This window comes from Pseudonocardia xinjiangensis (genome assembly GCF_012911925.1).
Classification (GTDB): Bacteria; Actinomycetota; Actinomycetes; order Mycobacteriales; family Pseudonocardiaceae; genus Pseudonocardia; species Pseudonocardia xinjiangensis.
The window spans coordinates 1-15314 of record NZ_JAAXKY010000162.1 but is presented as its reverse complement, the minus strand read 5'-3'; the positions used below and the strand labels follow the sequence as shown (position 1 = coordinate 15314).

Annotated in this window: 18 protein-coding genes; 3 read left to right on the top strand and 15 right to left on the bottom strand. The window is 73.4% G+C overall.

Annotation, left to right across the window (positions count from 1 at the left end; all coding sequences use genetic code 11):
- The 8 genes from HF577_RS31815 to HF577_RS31780 form a co-directional block, all read right to left on the bottom strand.
- Nucleotides 1-815, bottom strand: an 815-nt coding sequence (locus tag HF577_RS31815; RefSeq protein ID WP_211175149.1) for a CoA-binding protein, incomplete at its 3' end; no start/stop codon positions are given.
- The gene (locus HF577_RS31810; protein ID WP_169399694.1) at nt 812-1993 is read right to left on the bottom strand and encodes an acyl-CoA dehydrogenase family protein; all 1182 of its coding nucleotides are present in this window, start codon (nt 1991-1993) and stop codon (nt 812-814) included. The genes HF577_RS31810 and HF577_RS31815, both read right to left, overlap by 4 nt.
- Before the next feature lie 40 nt (nt 1994-2033).
- Nucleotides 2034-2819, bottom strand: coding sequence for an enoyl-CoA hydratase/isomerase family protein (locus HF577_RS31805; RefSeq protein WP_169399693.1), 786 nt, complete (start codon nt 2817-2819; stop codon nt 2034-2036).
- A 43-nt stretch (nt 2820-2862) separates the two neighbouring features.
- Complete coding sequence (locus tag HF577_RS31800; RefSeq protein ID WP_169399692.1) at nt 2863-4170, bottom strand: MFS transporter; 1308 nt, start codon at nt 4168-4170, stop codon at nt 2863-2865.
- A 45-nt stretch (nt 4171-4215) separates the two neighbouring features.
- Nucleotides 4216-4887: a GntR family transcriptional regulator gene (locus HF577_RS31795; protein WP_169399691.1), complete on the bottom strand. Its 672-nt coding sequence runs from the start codon at nt 4885-4887 to the stop codon at nt 4216-4218.
- A gap of 131 nt (nt 4888-5018) precedes the next feature.
- Entirely contained in the window at nt 5019-6266 is a 1248-nt protein-coding gene (locus tag HF577_RS31790) for a flavin-dependent oxidoreductase (RefSeq protein ID WP_169399690.1), read from the bottom strand.
- A complete protein-coding gene (locus tag HF577_RS31785) occupies nt 6263-6775 on the bottom strand; it encodes a pyridoxamine 5'-phosphate oxidase family protein (protein ID WP_169399689.1) in 513 nt (170 codons plus the stop codon). The genes HF577_RS31790 and HF577_RS31785 overlap by 4 nt, the downstream gene beginning before the upstream one ends.
- A gap of 122 nt (nt 6776-6897) precedes the next feature.
- Nucleotides 6898-7689 (bottom strand): IclR family transcriptional regulator, encoded by a 792-nt coding sequence (locus HF577_RS31780; protein ID WP_169399688.1) that lies wholly within the window; start codon nt 7687-7689, stop codon nt 6898-6900.
- A 102-nt stretch (nt 7690-7791) separates the two neighbouring features.
- On the opposite strand from HF577_RS31780, the gene HF577_RS31775 reads away from it, so the two are divergent.
- Genes HF577_RS31775 through HF577_RS31765 form a run of 3 tightly spaced genes read left to right on the top strand, consistent with a single transcriptional unit; the run spans nt 7792 to nt 10465 of the window.
- The gene (locus HF577_RS31775; RefSeq protein WP_169399687.1) at nt 7792-8907 is read left to right on the top strand and encodes a cupin domain-containing protein; all 1116 of its coding nucleotides are present in this window, start codon (nt 7792-7794) and stop codon (nt 8905-8907) included.
- Entirely contained in the window at nt 8904-9734 is an 831-nt protein-coding gene (locus HF577_RS31770; protein ID WP_169399686.1) for a fumarylacetoacetate hydrolase family protein, read from the top strand. Before HF577_RS31775 ends, HF577_RS31770 begins: the two co-directional genes overlap by 4 nt.
- Entirely contained in the window at nt 9731-10465 is a 735-nt protein-coding gene (locus HF577_RS31765; RefSeq protein ID WP_211175148.1) for a maleylpyruvate isomerase family mycothiol-dependent enzyme, read from the top strand. Before HF577_RS31770 ends, HF577_RS31765 begins: the two co-directional genes overlap by 4 nt.
- A 27-nt stretch (nt 10466-10492) precedes the next feature.
- On the opposite strand, the gene HF577_RS31760 is transcribed toward HF577_RS31765, so the two are convergent.
- From HF577_RS31760 to HF577_RS31730, 7 genes are all read right to left on the bottom strand, one after another.
- On the bottom strand, nt 10493-10882 hold the full coding sequence (locus HF577_RS31760) for a VOC family protein (protein WP_211175147.1): 390 nt from the start codon (nt 10880-10882) through the stop codon (nt 10493-10495).
- A gap of 96 nt (nt 10883-10978) precedes the next feature.
- Nucleotides 10979-11566: a hypothetical protein gene (locus HF577_RS37710; protein ID WP_211175146.1), complete on the bottom strand. Its 588-nt coding sequence runs from the start codon at nt 11564-11566 to the stop codon at nt 10979-10981.
- Nucleotides 11563-12084 carry a SigE family RNA polymerase sigma factor gene (locus tag HF577_RS31750; RefSeq protein WP_169399684.1) on the bottom strand — a complete coding sequence of 174 codons (522 nt, stop codon included), beginning with the start codon at nt 12082-12084 and terminating at the stop codon, nt 11563-11565. Before HF577_RS31750 ends, HF577_RS37710 begins: the two co-directional genes overlap by 4 nt.
- Before the next feature lie 23 nt (nt 12085-12107).
- Entirely contained in the window at nt 12108-13172 is a 1065-nt protein-coding gene (locus tag HF577_RS31745; protein ID WP_169399683.1) for a hypothetical protein, read from the bottom strand.
- Between the two features lie 6 nt (nt 13173-13178).
- Nucleotides 13179-14129, bottom strand: a complete 951-nt coding sequence (locus tag HF577_RS31740; RefSeq protein ID WP_169399682.1) for a ribose-phosphate diphosphokinase — start codon at nt 14127-14129, stop codon at nt 13179-13181.
- A gap of 64 nt (nt 14130-14193) precedes the next feature.
- Nucleotides 14194-14745, bottom strand: coding sequence for an isopentenyl-diphosphate Delta-isomerase (idi, locus tag HF577_RS31735; protein ID WP_312859510.1), 552 nt, complete (start codon nt 14743-14745; stop codon nt 14194-14196).
- Nucleotides 14746-14803: 58 nt separating this feature from the next.
- Nucleotides 14804-15314, bottom strand: a 511-nt coding sequence (locus tag HF577_RS31730) for an amidohydrolase family protein (RefSeq protein ID WP_169399680.1), incomplete at its 5' end; no start/stop codon positions are given.

The window sequence follows — 15314 nt, the reverse complement described above, 5'->3', positions numbered from 1 at the left end:
AACAGGTTCCCGACCTTCGCGACCACCACCGTCTTCCCCGCCGCCCCGGCCCGCGCGCCCAGCGCCCCGAGCCGCGCCGGGTCGGCCACCCCCTCCACGAACAACAGCAGCACCCGGGTCGCCGGGTCGGCGAGCAGTGCCTCGGCGAGGTCCGTCAGGTCCACGTCGATCTCGTTGCCCGTGCTGATCACGTGGCTGAACCCGAGCCCGCGGCTGAGCCCGTCGTTGAACAGCGCGAACCCCAGCCCGCCGCTCTGCGACACCACCGCGACGTCGCCGCGGTGCAGCCGGACCAGCCCGCGCCGGTAGTCGGTGGTGGGGCTGAACCCGAGCGGCACGTCGTCGACGACGTTGATCAGGCCCTCGGCGTTGGGTCCGAGCACCCGCATCCCGGGATGGCGCGCGCAGACCTCGGCGAGCTCCCGCTGCCGCTCGGCGCCGTCGGACTGCTCGGCGAACCCCGAGCTGATGACCACGGCGAACCGCACCCCGGACTGGCCGCAGGCCTCCAGCACGTCCACCACCCGGCTCGCGTTCACCACGACGAGCACGACGTCCACCGGGCCGGGCACGGTCGTGATGTCCGGGTAGCACGTCACCCCGTCGATCTCGGTGTAGCGCGGGTTCACCGGATAGACCGCGCCGAAGTAGCCGTGCTGGGCGAGCACACGCTGCGGGATGCCGCTGATGACCGCCTCGTCGGCCGATGCACCGATGATCGCGACGGATGCCGGACGCAGCAGCCGCTCGATGTCGAGCGGGCCTCGGGCGACCGGGCTCGTCGGTCCCGCCGGGCCGCCCGCCCTCGTCGTCACGACGCCCGCCCGAGCGCCGCGCCGCCCAGCATGTCCCGGGCCACCAGGAAGCGGTGGATCTCGCTCGGGCCCTCCACCACCCGGGCCACCCGCAGCCCGCGGAACCAGTGCTCGAGCGGCATCTCCCTGGTCATCCCCATGCCCCCGAGGATCTGCATCATCGCGTCGACCACGGCGTAGCCGGCCTCCGTCGCGTAGACCTTCGCGATCGACGCCTTGGTGCGCGCGTCCTTGCCCTGGTCGGCCTCCCAGGCGGCCTCCCACGTCAGGTGCCGCGCCGCGGCGATCTGCATCCGCGCGTCGGCCAGCGGGAACTGGACGGCCTGCCGGGTGGCGAGCAGCGCACCGAACGTCTCCCGGGTCTTCGCCCAGTCGAGCGCGATGCGCACCGCCTCCTCGGCGACGCCGACGGCCTGCGCTGCGTAGCGCAGCCGGCCCCGGACCAGCCACTCCTGCGCCAGCCCGAAGCCCTGGCCTTCCTCGCCGACCAGGTTCCCGGCAGGCACCACGACGTCGGTGAACACGACCTCGGTGGTCCAGTGGTCGCGCAGCACCGGCACCGGGGTGATCGTCATGCCGGGTGTGCCGGAGTCGACGATGAACGCGCTGATCCCGCTCCGTCCCGCGGCGCGGTCGGTGCGGGCGTAGACGATGCCGTACCGCGCGGTGTCCGCGCCGCTGGTCCACATCTTGTGCCCGTTGATCCGGTAGCCGTCGCCGTCGCGGGTGGCGGTGCTGCGGATCGCCCTGGCCGGGTCGGAGCCGCCGGTTGGCTCGCTGATCGCACTGAACGCCGTCCAGGCGTTCTCGATCGTCGGGCGCACGTACTCCTCGATCTGGCGCGGGCTGCCCTTGTAGAGCACGACGGGCGGCTCGGAGCCGAAGACGCCCGCTCCCGGCCGCGGGAAGCTGTAGCGGTGCTTGGCCATCTGCTCGGCCAGCACCACTCCCTCGAACACCCCGAGACCACCGCCGCCGTACTCCTCCGGCGCCTCCAGGCACCAGAACCCGGCATCGCGTGCCTTCTTCTGCAGCGCCCTGAGCTCGCCGACCGGCAGGCCGCGGGCGTCGCCGGGCAGTCCCGCCTCGACGGGCACGATCTCCTCCCGCACGAACTCCGCGACCGTGTCCCGGAGCAACCGCAGGTCATCGGGCAGGTCGAATCCCGCGAACGTCATGCGTACCTCCTGTCCGGGCCCTCGCAGGGCCCGCTGTTGGTCAGTGCCCGACGAACCGGCCGGGGCGCTTCTCGCGGAAGGCAGCCAGTGCCTCGGCCGAGTCGTCGGTGGAGGTGACCACCGCCATGTGCGAGGAGATGAGGTCGAGAGCGGTGCGCAGGTCGCTGCGAGCCGACTGGTAGACCGCACGCTTGATCGTGCGGATCGCCACCGGCGGGCCGTCGGCGATCTTGCGGGCCAGCGTCGTGACGGCGCCGACGAAGTCCGCGTCGTCGACGACGTGGTTGGCGATCCCCAGCCGGCCGGCCTCCTCGGCGTCGATGAAGTCGCCGGTGAGCAGCAGCTCCAGGGCCTTCGCCGTGCCGACCAGTCGCGGCAGGTAGTAGCAGCCGCCGTCACCCGGGACGAGCCCCACCCGGACGTAGCCCTCCGACAACCGGGCCGAGCGGGCCATGATCCGCATGTCGCACATGAGGGCCATGTCCATGCCCGCGCCGACGGCCACGCCGTTGATCCCGGCGATCACCGGCTTGTCCAGGTCCTCCATGGCATAGGCGATCCGGTGGATCCGCTCGGTGAGGTGCTCCTTGCGCTGCAGCGGCGTCGGCGGCCCGGCGGCGTCGCGGCGGTCGAGGTCCACGCCGGAGCAGAACGCGTCACCCGCGCCGGTCAGCACCACGACCCGCACGTCCGGGTCGGTGCGTGCGTCGCGCAGCGCCTGCGCCCAGACGTCGATCATGTCCAGGGTGAAGGCGTTCTTGCGGTGGGGCCGGTTCAGCAGGATCGTGCCGATGCCGTCGGCCACGGTGTACTCGAGGTCCGCCACGCGACACCCCTCCTCTCGTTCGGTACCGATCACTCGGTACTGATCATTCGGGGGCCAGCAGCCGCGACGGCGTGAGCTGGTCGAGCTCACGGCCGGGCGGCAGGTTGCGCCCGCAGGCCATGACGACGGCGCCGGACAGCACCAGGACCGCGGAGATCGCCGGGATCACGGCGGGCACGCTCGACTCGATCAGCGCGCCGCCGATGATCGGCATGAACGACAGGGTGAGGAACGAGAAGCCGAGCGAGAACGAGGTGCCGGTGCCCCGCAACTCGGCGGGGAAGGACTCGGCGGTGTAGCGGGTGTAGCAGCCGAAGGTGCCGTTGCCGAAGAACCCGAACGCGACGAGGCTGACCAGCGCCAGCGAGTAGGTCAGGTGCGGCACGACGAGCAGGGCCAGTGCGGCTGCCGCGAGCACCGAGTAGCCCGTCATGAGCCACTTGGCCGGCAGGTGGTCGGCGAGGAACCCGACGAACACCTGGCTGGCCAGCGCGACCCAGTTGCTCAGCCCGAACAGGAACGCGGCGTCCCCGATGGAGATCCCGTCGACGTGCACCAGGTAGGTGGTGACCACGCCGATGATCAGGCCGATGCCGCCGTTGATGCAGAACCCGAACAGGCTGGTGACGATGGTCTGCCTGCGCAGCTGCGGGGTGAACAGGCTGCGCCACCCCGGGCGGTACTCGAGATGGCGCCGCTCGGTCTCGGCCCGCACCGCCGTGAAGCTGCGGGACTCCCGCAGGAACCGGGCCGAGATCAGCACGACGATCACCGGCGCGAAGGCGATGAGGAACAGCGGCCGCCAGCCCGACGTCGGCAGGAGCACCGCGGCGAGCGTGCCGGCGATCGCGGCGCCGAGCGGGTAGCCGGCCTGCACGAACCCCATGATCAGACCGCGGCGATGGGCCGGTGCCTCCTCGGCGACCATCGTGTTGACCACCGGCTCCGTGAGGCCGTACGACGTCGCCGCGACCAACCGGACCACGACGAACTGCCAGGCCCCGCCGACCGCGGCGGTCAGGCCGCCGAAGATGCCGGTACCCAGCAGCGACACCTGGAAGCTCCAGCGCCGGCCCAGCCGGTCGATGAACCGGCCGGCGAGCACCGGGGCCGCGAACGTCACGAACGCGAAGATCCCGACCAGGTACTCCATCGTGGACAGGGAGACCCCGAGCGCGTCGGACAGCGACGGCACCGCGACGCCGAGCATGGTCTGGTCCATCGAGACCAGCGCCCAGGCCAGGAAGCTGACGGCGACGACGAAGACGATGTAGCCCGGGCGCCGGGATCGGCGGCCCGGACGCCCGGTCAGTGCAGTGGGCAGGTCCCCGGCAGGGGTCCCGGAAGTCATCGTGCGTCCCTCCTCGTCGAGAGCGGGGTGATGACGTGGATGTCGTCAGCCGAGCGGGAGACCCGGCCGGGTGAGCACCTGGATCACCTCGCGCTCGCTGGCGGTGCGGTGGATGTCCATCACCTCGACCAGCCGCTCGGCGTCGCGGTCGCGCAGCGCACCGATGAGCGCGTCGTGCTCCTCGACGATGCGGACCCGCGCCGCGCGTTCGGAGCTGTAGACCGTGCGGTACGGGATTGTGCGGTCCCACAGCCGGGACACCTCGGCGACCACGTGCCCCAGCCCGCCGGCGAGCCCGAAGATCCGGAAGTGGAACTCGCGGTTGAGCGGGCGCAGCTCCGGCGAGGGCTCGTCGACCAGCTCCGCCATCCGCGCGTTCAGGTCGGCGAGGTGCGCCAGTTCGGCGTCGGTCACCGCGCCGACGCGGCGTAGGAGCTCGGACTCCAGCAGCCTGCGCATGAGGTAGAACTGCGCCAGCTCGTCGGCCGACAGGCGGGTGACCTCGAAGCCGCCCGTCGACGACGACGTCACCAGGCCGTCGGCCTGCAGGTTCTTCAGCGCCTCCCGCAGCGGCACGCGGCTCATGCCGAGCTGCTCCGCGAGCGCCACCTGGCGGATGGGCTGACCGGGCAGCAGCCGGCCGTCGTGGATCAGCTCGCGGATCGCGAGGACCGCGCGCTCCGCGAGGCTCGCCGTGGGGCTCGTGATGATCGGCATCGGTGCCTCGTTCCTCGGCGGCTACGCGGGTCCCTTCTTGAATACAGTGCTGAATACAGCCGGGTCAACGGGCCGGCCGAGATCGGTCCCGTCGAGTGTCAGCAGGCGGTCGGCGCTCGTACGACGGCGCCTCAGGAGCTGGGCAGGGCGTAGCCCGCCACGTTCTTGTAGCCGTCGGAGATGGCGGCGAGCTCCTCGGTGCTGATCACGTCCTCGATGCGCGCGAAGGGCCGGTCACCGCTGCGCCTGCTCACCTCGCGGAGGATCGCGTCCGGCGGGTTGGTGCGGTTGGTGCGCACCACCAGCGCCGTGGCCGGCCTGCGCTCGCTCTCGTAGGCCTGCAACGCGGTGGGCACGTCCGGCTCCGCGACGAGGACCCGCCGCAGCGCCCTCGCGTCGAGCACGGCCTGCCCCGCACCGTTCGAACCGCGCGGCACCATGGGGTGTGCCGCGTCGCCGAGCAGGGTGACGCGCCCGGCCGTCCACCAGGACAGCGGCTCCTGGTCGACCATCGGGTACTCCAGGACGCTCTCGGACGCCTCCAGCAGCGCGGGTACGTCCAGCCAGTCGAAGTGCCAGTCGGAGTACGCGTCGGCGAAGTCCGCGAGCTCGCCCCGGCGGATCCAGTCGCGCTCGCTGCGCTGCGGGGTCTGGCGCTCGGCCACCCAGTTGACCAGCTGCCGCCCGTGACCGTCGACGTCGTCCCGGATCGGGTAGACCACGAGCTTGCCCCGGTCGAGCCAGCCGATGCGCACCATGCTTCCGCCGGACAGGAACGGCTCCCACACGGCGACCCCACGCCACATGGTCACCCCCGAGTAGCGCGGCGGGCCCTCCTCGGGGTGCAGCTGCTTGCGGATCGCCGAGTTGACCCCGTCGCAGGCGATCACCGCGTCGCCCCGGACGCGGACGACGGCACCGTCCGCGGTCCGGAACTCGGCTACGGCGACGCCGTCGGCGTCCCGGACCCCGGTGCAGGTGTGGCCCGTGACGACGGCGTCGGCGCCGAGCCGGTCGCGCACGGCCGACAGGAGCACGGCCTGCAGGTCGCCCCGGTGGATCGAGTACTGCGGGTCGGGGTAGCCGGCGAGGCGGCCGGCGGGCTCGCGGTGGGCGAGCTGGCCGAACCGGGTGAAGAACACCGACTCCTGCGTCAGCACGGCGGACGCCGTGAGGTCGGCCTCGAGCCCGAGCTGCCCGAGGACGGCCGCGGCGTGCGGGAGGACGTTGATCCCCACCCCGAGCGCCCGGATCTCGGGCACCGCCTCGTAGACGCGGCACGGGATGCCGGCGTCGTGCAGCTCCAGAGCCAGGACGAGGCCGGCTACTCCGGCGCCGACGATGACGATCTCGGGGCGACCGCGGTGCGTGGGGGTCATGACGGGGATCGGGTTCCTGTCGTTCGGGTGGACCAGGCGGACGGGCCGAGCTCGCGCAGGAGGCGCCGCGTGGTGGCCCAGCGGTCCAGGACGGCGTCCGGGTCGGTGAGGCGGAAACGGATGCCGGACTCGAGCACCGCGTACGGCGCGGTGTCGGCCCGGGACTCCACGACGCGCCCGTCGACCACGGTCAGCGGCGACGTCGAGGACGTGAGCTCGCCGTGCGGCACGAGGGCGAGCAGCACCGTGTAGGCCACGCCGTCGACCACGGCGGTGAGTGCGCACCGTCCGGTCCTCGCCATGTTGCGGGTGGTGGTGCTCGCCGGCCACGTGGCCAGGCGGACGTGCTCGTCGTCCAGCACGACGATCTCGCCGACGCTCAGCAGCGCCTGGTGGGGGAACGCCTCCTCGGTGACGGTCAGCAGCTCCACCGTGAAGCCCACGTCGTCGTCCCGGTCCAGCGCCTCACGCAGTGCCGGCGGCACCGTCGGTTCGAGCCGGGTGCTCATCGGCCGGTCCGGTGGTGGTCCATCTGCTCCCCCTCCCGCACGCGGGTCAGCGACGTCGGCAACCCGCCGAACGTGAGCAAAACGCTACGAGCTGGTTCCTCGGAAAGGAAGGAGAGATCGTCCTATTCCGTGCTGCGGAACCCCTTCGTCCCGGATCCGGCGGCATGACGGCGCCCACGGGTCGCGAGCTGCGCGGTGACGGCCGCCGCTGTGACCAGGAGGGGTCCGCTGAGCCGGTCGAGGGAACGGCCCCGTGCCCGTGAGCTGGGTGCGGCGATCACGATCGCGGCGACAGCACGATGGCGCCCCTCGCGCACGCAGGCGCCCACCGCGCTGACCCCGCGCTCGGTCTCCTCGACGTTGCGGGCGTAGCCCCGCCTGCGGATGGCGGCGAGCTCGCGGCGCAGCACGCCCGCTGCCGGACCGGCCGCGTCCGGCGTGAGCGGCAGACCGCGCGGATACAGCTCCCGAAGCTCCTCGGCGGTGAGCTCGGCGAGCAGCGCCTTCCCGCCGGACGTCAGATGGGCGGGCATCAGGAGCCCGACCCGCGGGGCGACGCGCCGGGCAGGGCCGCCCTCCACCACCGCGACGAACCGCGCGCTCGCCCCTTCCAGCACCATCAGGTGCACGGTCTCGCCGACCTCGGCGGCGAGCGCCTCCAGGTGCGGGCGCGCGACGACCGCCACGTCCGCCGGTTCGCCGCCTGCCGGGGTGGCCGGCGCGCCGGGGAAGTACTCGTGCCGCACGTCCCGGCGGGCGAAGCCGTGCCGCACCAGCGTGGTGAGCAGCCGGTGCGCGGTGGACGGGGCGACGTCGAGCGCGAGTGCCGCGTCGCGCACCCGGAGCCGGCCGCGAGCGTGCAGGAGCGCGAGCAGCTCCAGCACCCGGTCGGCGGAGCTCGGGCCGGGCGGCATCCCCGAGATTCTGCAGGACCGAATCTCGAGCGCAGGACGGGACGAGGCCCGCGGCGGTTCCTAGCGTCGGGAGAGACACCATGATCCGGAAGGAGCACCTCGATGACGAGCACCGACGCGCACGCCGTCGCCGAACCCACCGTCGAGGAGGCGGCGGCGCTCGAGCAGCTCTACGCCGACTTCGCCGCGGCCGACATGGCGCCGCTGTGGACCCAGCGGGCCGGGCTCATGCCGGAGACCCCGCAACCCGCCGCCGTCCCGATGCTCTGGCGCTGGTCCACCCTCTACCCGCTGGCCGCCCGCAGCGGCGAGCTGGTCCCGGTGGGGCGCGGTGGCGAGCGGCGGGCGATCGCGCTGGCCAACCCCGGGCTCCCGGGCACCGCGTACGCCACGCCCACGCTCTGGGCGGCGATCCAGTACCTCGGCCCGCGCGAGGAGGCACCCGCGCACCGGCACGCGCAGACGGCGTTCCGCTTCGTCGTCGAGGGTGAGGGCGTGTGGACGAACGTGGCGGGTGACCCGGTCGCGATGCGCCGCGGCGACCTGCTGCTCACGCCGGGCATGCACTTCCACGAACACCACAACACCACCGACCACCCGATGGCCTGGGTCGACGGCCTGGACATCCCGCTGGTCCGCCAGCTCGACGCCGGGTTCTTCGAGTTCGGCCCGGACGAGCTCGGCACCCGCGCCACACCTGCGGCGTCGCGCAACGAACGGCTGTGGGGTCATCCCGGGCTGCGGCCGATCGGGGCGCCGCCCGCGCCGGCGTCACCGCTCATGGCCTACCGCTGGGAGCACACCGACGCCGCGCTCGCGGCCCAGCTCGAGCTGGAGCGGGAGGGGCACCCCGGTGTGGTCTCCCCCGGGCACGCCGCCGTCCGGTTCAGCAACCCCGCCACCGGCGGCGACGCCCTCTCGACGATCCGCTGCGAGATGCACCGGCTCGCTGCGGGTGCCCGGTCGGCCACCAGGCGCGTGGCCGGTTCGGCGGTGTGGCAGGTGTTCTCCGGCTCCGGAGTGGTGACGGTCGGCACGCAGCGGTACGAGGTCGCGACGGGCGACCTGTTCGCGGTGCCGTCCTGGGCCCCGGTGACGATCACGACCGACGAGGGCCTCGACGCGTTCCGGTTCGGCGACGACCCGGTCTTCGAGGCGCTCGGCCTCGCCCGCACCGCCGTCGACAACACGCAGGCAGACGAGCAGGAGCACGCATGAGACTCGCCACCATCCGCACCCCCGAGGGCACCCGCGCCGTCCGCGTCGAGGACGAGGACGCGGTCGACCTCGGCCATCCGGACCTGGGCGCTCTCCTGCGCCGGCCGGACTGGCGCGCCGAGGCGGCCGCTGCCGACGGCGCCCGCCACGACCTGGCCACGCTGGACTACGCGCCCGTCGTGCCGTTCCCCGAGAAGATCGTGTGCGTCGGGCTGAACTACCGCGCGCACATCCTGGAGATGGGCCGCGAGCTCCCCGACGTCCCCACCCTGTTCGCCAAGTACGCGCGGTCGCTGATCGGCGCGTACGACCCGATCACGCTGCCGGCCGGGTCGGAGCAGGTCGACTGGGAGGCCGAGCTCGGGGTCGTGGTCGGGGCCGAGGTGCGCCACGCCACCCGGGAGCAGGCCGCGGCGGCCGTCGCCGGGTACACCGTGGTCAACGACATCACCGCACGGGACTTCCAGTACCGCACGCTGCAATGGCTGCAGGGCAAGACCTTCGAGGCGAGCACGCCGGTCGGGCCGTGGCTGGTCACCACCGAGGACGGCTCGGCGCCCGGCGAGCTCAGCTGCACCGTCGACGGCGAGCTGGTGCAGAAGGCCGACACCGGTGACCTCGTGTTCGACGCCGCCGCGCTGGTCGCCTACGTGTCGTCGATCATCACGCTGGCACCCGGTGATCTGATCGCCACCGGCACCCCCGGTGGCGTCGGCCACGCCCGCAAGCCACCGCGCTACCTCGGGGCAGGCTCCGAGGTCGTCACCCGGGTCGAGGGGGTCGGCGAGTGCCGCAACACCTGCCGCATCGAGGGCGCGACGGCGTGAGCACCCTCAACCGACCGATCCGGCACGACGTGCGGACCACCGGTCGCTGGCTGGGCACGGGCACGGCGTTCTTCGCGACGGCGCTGGAACGGGTACCGGACGGCGGGTTCCGCGCTCCGTCGGGCCTGCCGGGCTGGAGCCGGGCGCACGTCACGGCGCACGTCGCCCGCAACGCCGACGCCCTGCGCCGGCTGCTGGCCTGGGCCGCCACCGGCGTCGAGACCCCGATGTACGCCGACCGCGCCCAGCGCGCGGCGGAGATCGAGACGGGTGCCGGGGCACCGGACGCCGAGCTGCGCGCGGACGTCGCCCGCACCGCCACGCAGCTGGACGCGGCGATCGCCGGGCTCCCGGACGAGGCCTGGCAGGCCGAGGTCCGCAGCGCGCTGGGGCGCCGGATCCCGGCCGCCGAGGTGCTGTGGATGCGAGTGCGGGAGGTCTGGCTGCATGCGGTCGACCTCGACACCGGCGCCCGGGTCGCCGAGCTGCCCGGGGAAGTGGTGGAGGCACTGCTCGACGACGTCACGGGCGCGTTCGGCAGCCGGGACGGTGCCCCACAGCTGGAGCTGGTCGCCATCGACCGCGACCGCGCGTGGCGAGTGGGCGAGGCGTCCGGCCCCGTGCGTGTCAGCGGGGAGGCAGCGGCGCTGCTCGCATGGCTCACCGGCCGGCCCGGCGGCACGGGCCTCCGGTCTTCCTCCGGGTTGCCCACGCTGCCCCCCTGGCTCTGAGGGGCGCAGTGCGCGCGAGCCCGGGGCTCAGCCGGAGCGTGGGGGCAGCACGCAGAACTCGTTGCCCTCGGGGTCGGCGAGCACCACCCACGGGTGCTCGGCCTCGTCCGCGATGCGCGTGGCGCCCAGCCGCACCAGCCGCTCGACCTCGTCCTCCTGCGACCCGGTCGCGGGGGCGAGGTCGAGGTGCAACCGGTTCTTCCCGGCCTTGGCCTCGGCGACGGGCTGGAAGACCAGGATCGGCCGCCCGTCGCCCGTGCCGATCTCGACGTACTCCACCCCGTGGGCGTCCCGCCACCGGCCGCGCACCTCGGCGCCGAGTGCCGCGCACCAGAACTCGGCGCACCGCTCGGCATCGAGGCAGTCGACAGCCACGGCAATCACGTTGCTACGCACGTCAGGCACTTCGCTACGCATGTCAGGCACTTCCCATGCCGGGCACCTCGCTACGCATGCCGGGCACTTCGCCCCCCATGTCGGGCGCTTCGCTACGCATGTCCGGATCCTCGCGCATCAGCCGGGCCTGTAGTCCAGCCGGAGGGTGTCGGTGCGGTCGGCCCACTGCAGGTCGAGGGTCCAACAGCCGGGCGCGGGCAGGTCGAGCGTGGACGGGCCGGGCCCACCGGGCACCTCCCGCACCACCGGAGGCTCGGCGCCGCGGTGGGCGAGGATCCGCAACGGGCCTGGCGGCGCCGGGTCCCGGGCCACCCAGAGGATCTTGTTGGCCCGGTCGGGCGCGGGCGGGGCGCTGTACGGGGCGCCGAACAGGACCGCGAGGATCCGGCCGCTGTCGCCGAGCACGAACGGCGCCGCCGGCTCGGGTTCGCTGAAGCCGGTGCGGGCCCACTCGGGCAGCACCGCGGGTGCCACGGTCGCGACACACGCCGGCGGGGCCGCCGGTTCCGCACGCCGCGCGCCGAACCCGACCGGTACGAGCACGGCGACCGCCGCAACGGCGGCAACGGTGCCGGTCACCTGCGCTGCGAGCCGGGCACGGGCCCGGCGGCGACCGGCCTGCACGATCTCGTCCACGGGCGCGTCCTGCACGTCGAGCCCGGACGCGGCGCGCCGGAGCAGCGTGGCGATGTCGTCCTCGGTCATCCCGGCTCCTTCTCGGCGGTGGGCAGGAGGTCGGCGAGGGCGGGGTCGGCGGCGAGCAGCGCGATCGCCCTGGCGGTACGGCTCTTCACGGTGCCGGGCGGGACACCGAGGACGTCCGCGGTGCGGCGTTCCCCGAGATCGGCGAAGAAGCGCAGAACCACGACCTGCCGGTGCTCGCGGCTCAGCCGACCCAGTGCCGCGCCGACGGCGGTGCGCAGCAGGATGTCGGGCTCGGGATCGGGCCGGCGGGCCGGCTCGGGAAGCTCGGCGTGCGGCACCTCGCCCCGCCAGCGCCTGCGCCTGCCCCTGGCGACGCCGTTGACCAGCACGCGGTAGGCGTAGGCCTCCGGGTCGTCGGCGGCACGCACCCGCGACCACGCCGCGAAGCAGCGGCTCAACGCGTCCTGCGCGGCGTCCTCGGCGTCGGGGCGGCTGCAGCCCAGCAGCACGGCGGCCCGCACGAGCGGCCCGTACCGCGCGGCGGCGAAGGACCGGAACCCCTCGTCGTCGCGTCCCACTCTGTCCTCCTCGCGAACGTCGTCTACGGGGAGGAGTACCTGGGTCGGCTGTCCGGTTCCCTCCCTGAGGCAGTGATCGTCGCCGCGGCCCGGCGCAGTTCGGGCAGCAGAGCGAGCACGGCGTCCGCCCGGGCCCGCAGATCATCGGGTCCGCGCAGGCCCAGCAGGTCCTCGACGGCCGCCCGGAACGCGGCCGCGCCGCTGCGCCGCACGCTCACCGGGGCGTCGGCGGTGAGGATCTGCAGGCAGCGAGCGAACGTCGCGATGATCCAGAAGACGGCCTCCCGGTGGTCGCCGCCGTCCACGAGGCGCCTGCTCCCGTCGATGGCGATCGGCCGCGCGGCGGCGGTGATGTCGCCGGTGAAGAAGAACGGGGTGCGGGCGACGGCCGCGGCCTCGTCGAACACCGTGGCCAGCCGGTCGAGGTGGCGCCGCACGGTCTCGGGACGGCACGCGGCGCAGCCGAGGACCGCCAGCAGACTCTCGTACAGCGCGTCCAGGTCGCAGGCGCCCAGCACCTCCCGCGCGGCCAGGTAGCGCAGGCGGACCGTCGGGTTGCGGCACGCGGCCACCAGCACCACGTGCGCCGGCAGGCCGGCGGGGAACATCCACGCCGCCACCTGCTCGTGCCAGGTTCGCGACGGGTCGAGCGCGGCGAGCCGGGACTCGAGCGTCGTGATGATGTTCTCGCACCGCAGCCGCACCGCGGCGGGATCGGCGAAGGACGGCGCGATCGTCGCGTGCAGCAGCCGCAGGTGCCCGGTCGGATCGAGGATCACCTGGTCGCGCGCGAAGCAGTGCGCGAGGTGGTAGGAGGTGGCGACCGTGCCGACGTCGGCCACGAGGCTCCAGGGCAGGTAGGTGACGTCGAGCAGGGCACCCCGATGGCGGATCTTCCCGGGCTTCGGTGGCACCGGCTCAACCGCCAGCACGACCATCACGTCCACATCGGACCACGGCGGGTGCTCGGCCGTCGCGGGCCGGACCGCGACCGAGCCGCTGAAGAACGCGCCACGGAAGCCGGGAGTCGTGGGCCCGTGAGCGAGCACCCAGCTCCGCCCCGCCGCGAGCGCGTCGGCGACCAGCACGGCGCGCTAGTTGTAGTGCTCCTCGAACAGCACGCTGACCGACTCGCCGTTGTGGATCCGCCGCACCGCCTCGGCCAGCGCGGGCGCGATCGAGAGCACCGTCAGCTTGGCGGCCCGCTCCGCCCCCGGCACCGGCACGGTGTTCGTGCAGACGATCTCCGCGACGTCCTCGCGCTCCCCGATCCGGGCCAGCGCGCCGTCGGTGAACAGGCCGTGGGTGCAGGCCACGCGCACCGATGCCACGTGGTGCTCGGCGAGCCGGTCGAGCAGCTCCAGGATGGTGCTGCCGCGGGCGATCTCGTCGTCGAGCACCACGACGTCCTTCCCTGCGACGTCGCCGATGATCGAGCTGATCACCACCTTGTCGTCGGCCAGCCGTTCCTTCGCGGCGGCCGCCACCGGCAGGCCGAGCAGCCGGGCGAACCGCGACGCCTCCTTCGCGTTGCCCAGGTCCGGGGAGACGACGACGGAGTTGCCCAGATCGCTGCCCCGGAAGTGACCCGCGAGCTCGTGCAGGGCGTGCAGGTGGTCGACCGGCACCCCGAAGAACCCGTGGACCTGCGGCGAGTGCAGCGTCATCGTCAGGACCCGGTCGGCGCCTGCGGTCTGCAGCAGGTCGGCCACCAGCCGCCCGGCGATCGAGATCCGCGGGGCGTTCTTCTTGTCCGAGCGGGCGTAGGCGTAGTGCGGCATGACCACGGTGATCCGGGCCGCCGACGCCCCGCGCGCGGCGTCGAGCATCAGCAGGAGCTCGACGAGGTTCTCCTGAACGGGCGGCACGAGCGGCTGCACGACGAACACATCACGCTCGCGGCAGTTGGCGAGCAGCTGTACTTCGAGGCAGTCGTTGGCGAACCGCGTGACCCGCGACGGGGCGAGCGGCACGTCGAGGTGGTGGCAGATCGCCGCGGCGAGCTCCCGGTGGGCGGAACCGCTGAAGATGGTGATCTCGTGCATCGCTGCCCCCCGGCGACCATCGGGCTCAGGGACGGTTGGGACCAAAGCTTTGCACAGGAGCGGGTCAGGCCGGCTGGGGCATCCAGGTGTCGCGGCACCCGTCGAGCAGTGGCGCCTGCAGCCGGGCCCACGGGGACACGTCGGAGCCGGCGGCGCGCGCGTCGGAGACGAACGACTCCCAGCTGCACCACTCCCAGGAGTCCACCTCAGCGGGCTGCGGGCGCGGCTCCCCCACCAGCGTGCACACGAACACCGGGCACAGCTCGTTCTCCTCGACCCCGCCGGACGAGGCCCGGTAGGCGAAGTCGGGCAGGACCAGCCGGAGGTCTTCGGCACCCATCCCGAGCTCGTCGGCCAGCCGTCGCCGCACGGCGTCCTCGGGCGCCTCGCCCGGGGCCGGGTGGCCGCAGCAGGTGTTGGTGCGGACGCCGGGGAACGTGCGCTTGTCCCGGGCCCGGCGCGTGACGAGCAGACGGCCCGACGCGTCGAAGCCGTAGCAGGAGAAGGCGAGGTGCAACGGGGTGCTGGCGCTGTGGACGGTGGCCTTGTCGGCCACTCCGATCGGGCGTCCGTCCTCGTCGAGGAGAACTACCTGCTCAGGCGGTGCAGAAGTCACGGCATTCACCTTCGCCAGTCTGGCTGATCGTCCGGTCCCACGCTCGCAGCTTCACCCACTAGCTGGCGGTGGCACCGCGGCCGGGCACGAACCGGCCGCCGCGGGCGCCCACCGGCTTGCCCTCCTCGGCGATCAGGTTCCCGCGCAGGTAGGTCCGCACGGCGAGGCCGCGCACCCGGCGCCCGTCGAAGGGAGTCCAGCCGGCCTTGGACAGTACGTCCTGGTTGCGCAGCGTGCGCTCACCCGAGGGGTCGACCAGCACGAGATCCGCGTCCGCGCCCGGCGCGATCCGGCCCTTGCGCGGCCACAGCCCGTAGGTGCGGGCCGGGCTCTCCGCGTACACCCTGACGACGTCCTCGTAGGACAGATGCCCGCGTGCCACCGCGTCCAGCAGCAGCGACATCGTGCTGTCCAGGCCGGGGAGCCCGAAGTGGACGTTCCAGATGTCGCCTGCCCGCTTCTGCTCCAGGGTGGAGGGCGCGTGGTCGGTCGACATGTGGGTGAGCGTGCCGCGCCGCAGCAGCTGCCACATCTGCGTCTCGTCGTCGTCGGTACGGGCCCGGGCGGGC